Here is a 3,055-nt window from a genome sequence, read left to right as displayed (position 1 = left end):
GGCTTCTGTCGGCGGCGTCGCCGCTGCCGGGGAAGGCGAGTACCCGCCGGCCACCGGATACCGCCTGGTGGACGCGCCGGCGCAGCAGATGCAGGGGAGCCCCGTCGTCCTCGAGCACTCCGGGCGGGCCGGCCACGGGGGCTTTGACGGGGAGATCGGCCTGCTGGAGCCGGTCCAGGCCCATGTCCACGCGGCTGCCCGGACGTGTCGGGTGGCCGGACGCCAGGAGCAGGGCGCGCGGGTGCGGCGCCGGACCGAGACGGGCGATCACCCTCAGGCGGATGCCCGGGGCGGACGCCAGACGCCGGAGGTTGTCCCGGTGGGGGAGCGCCGGATCGTCGTGGGCGGCGGCCAGTCGGACCGTCAGCCCGTCGCAGTCCACGAGCAGGACGCCGCCCGCGGCCTCCCGCGCCGTGCCGAGGACGGTGACGTCCAGGAAGAGCAGTTCCGGCCCGTCGCCGTCCAGCGCACGCGCGACCTGGCCGGCGACGGGTACGGCCCAGAGCCGGTCGAGGGGCGGCTCGCTCCAGCCGGCGCCGGCGGCACGCACCGCCCGGGACGCGGCCCCCGCGCCGAGCCGTCCGGCCGGGGAGAGCGTCGCACCGGACACCACGAGCCCGGCGCGGGACAACTCACGGTGCGTCAGGGAGGCGTCGCCGATGCGTACGGCTCGGTCCGCGGCGCCCGTCGCCCTCCCGACGCCGCCCGGGGCCACGTCGGACACCGAGCACAGGCGCCCGTCGGCGTCGGCGGTCCAGGTCACGGCCCCCGCATATCCGGTGGCCGTCAGGACGGGCTCGCAGAAGAGCCCGTACAGGCGCAGCGAGCCGTTCATGTGTATAAGAGACAGGGGCCGTCAGCTCCGTGCCGGTGGCCGACCGCACCCGGGCGGCCACGGCCAGGGTGTCGCGGAGCGCGGAGACGAGGTCGGTGAGGCGGTAGGCCGGGTCGGAACCGCGGGCCGCCCGCAACGCGTTGACGACGGAGACCGCCGAGGCCGCGGGCCGGGCCAGTCCTGCCAGCCGGGCGGTGTGAGCGGCCCGCAGCAACGCCGCCTGGACCACGGCGCCGGAGCCGTCCGTACCCGCCTCCAGCACCGCGGCCGCGGCATCGTACAGGGCACCCGCGGCCGTACGTTCCGCAGCCGTGGCCGTGTCGGTGTCCACGGGTTCCCGGTGCGCCGTCCTCGCCGTGCCGGGCTCCGTCATGGGGTTCCGCGCTGCGGCGGCTGCGGCGGTGGTGCCGCCGCCCGGGGCCGGGGGTACGCGCGGCGGGACATCGGCCGTCGGGGCGTCCGCGTCGACGGCGGCGTCGGCCTCGGAAGGGGAAGGGGCGTCGGTGTCGCCGTCGGCCGGTGCGGCGATCGGCGCGGCGGATGCCGCGGCTGCGCGGTGCAGGCATGCCGGTGCCAGCAGGCAGCCGCAGACGATCGCGTCGGCGCCGCGCACGGTGCCGTCCAGGGCGTGGAGTTCGAGGAGGGTCGTGTCGTCGAGGGCGACACGTACCGTGCAGCCGTCCCGCACGACGGGCCGGCCGGCCAGCTTCGCGATGCCGGAGTCCAGCCGTTTACGCAGCCGGGGCGGGAGCGCCGCGACCAGTTCGGCGGTCACCGACGGGTCGACCGGCGGAAACGTCGTGTTCAAGAGATCTTCTCCCCTACCCAGCGGGCGAGTTCGAGCGGGCTGAGAGCCGCCACGGGCATCCCCGCGGCGACCAGCTGCGCCGCGATGCCGGTGGAGTAGCGGGGGCGGCCCGCGTCGTCGAGGCTCGCACAGCCCAGAACATGGCAACCCGCGCCGACAAGGGCGCGTACCTCGGCGAGCAGACCACCGACCGGATAGCCCTCCTCGAAGTCGCTGACGACCACGACGAGTGTGCGGGACGGCACCGTGACCAGTTCGCGGGCGTGGCGGAGTCCCGCCGCGATGTGGGTGCCACCGCCGACACTGACCTCCAGCAGCAGCGACAGGGGGTCCCGCACATGGCCGGTGAGGTCGATGACCTCGGTCGAGAAGGCCAGGAAGTGCGTGGAGAGGGTCGGCACCCCCGCCAGCACCGACGCGGTGAGCGCGGCCCAGATGGTGGAGGGTTCCATGGACCCCGAGACGTCGGTCACCAGGACCAGGCGCCAGTCCGCCGCGCGGCGGGCGCGGGTGCGGAAGACCGGGTGTTCGGGGATCACCGTCACCGTGCCGTCCGGCCCGCGCCGCGCCGTCGCCAGGTTGGCCCGAAGCGTCCGGGGCAGGTCGAGACCGCCACCGGGCCGCCGGCTCGGACGGGGCAGCACCGTACCGTGCAAGGCGGGGCGCAGCCGCGTCGCCAGTTGCCGGGTCAGCGCCTCGACCAGCCGGCCGACGAGCGGGCGCAGCGCGGCGAGCCTGGCCTCGGGCAGTCCCCCGGCGTGCCGGAGCACGGAGCGCAGCAGGTCGACGGAGGGCCGGACCCGGTCCGAGTCGAGTACGGCGAGTACGTCCCGAGATGTGTATAAGAGACAGGGCCCGAACAGGGCGGCCAGCTCCTCGGACCACTCCCGTACGCCGGGGTAGGGCGCCTCTCGGCCGCCGCCCCGTCCCGCGCCCGGCAGGTCTCCTCTGCTGCCCTCGCCACGTCCGCTGCCGTACAGCTCGTCCAGCGCGGTCGCCAAGGGGGCGCATGGAGCGGGGAGCCGGTCGGTACGTCGTCCCAGGACCAGCCGCCAGCGGTCCGCGGGCCCGATGCGCCGGCCGGCGCCCGGGGTGCGGTCATGGTCGCCGCCACCACCGGTGGCCGGGGTGGTGACGGATCCGCGGTCCGTGCCGCAGGGGCCCGGTGGGAGGAGGCCCAGCGCCAGCAGCGTCTCGCGGGCCGCGAGGTCCGCCGCGGTCCAGGCGGCCAGGGCGACCGGATCGAGGCTTCCCGTGTCGGCCACGCGGTCCTCGCCCAGGCGCTCCTCGACGGTGTCGAGGAGACGGTCGCGAGCCGCGGGACTGAGCGCGTCGAAGCCGCCCCGGAGCGCCGGAAGCCGGTCGAGGTAGTCCCGGTCGGACATGCCGGACACCTGTCTCTTATACACATC

General features: G+C 75.9%; 1 protein-coding gene and 1 pseudogene. Both read right to left on the bottom strand.

Annotated elements, in window-relative coordinates; translation table 11 throughout:
* Positions 1 to 1,643: pseudogene (locus tag IH13_RS40455) on the bottom strand (hypothetical protein); the annotation flags it as partial.
* The coding region (locus IH13_RS0104910) for a vWA domain-containing protein (protein WP_158791045.1) at positions 1,640 to 3,055 on the bottom strand (1,416 nt) is incomplete at its 5' end. The pseudogene IH13_RS40455 and the gene IH13_RS0104910, both read right to left, overlap by 4 nt.

It is taken from the genome of Streptomyces sp. NRRL WC-3549, from assembly GCF_000721935.1.
Taxonomy (GTDB): Bacteria; Actinomycetota; Actinomycetes; order Streptomycetales; family Streptomycetaceae; genus Streptomyces.
The sequence above is the reverse complement of the archived record's forward strand: the minus strand, read 5'-3'. Positions and strand labels throughout refer to the sequence as shown.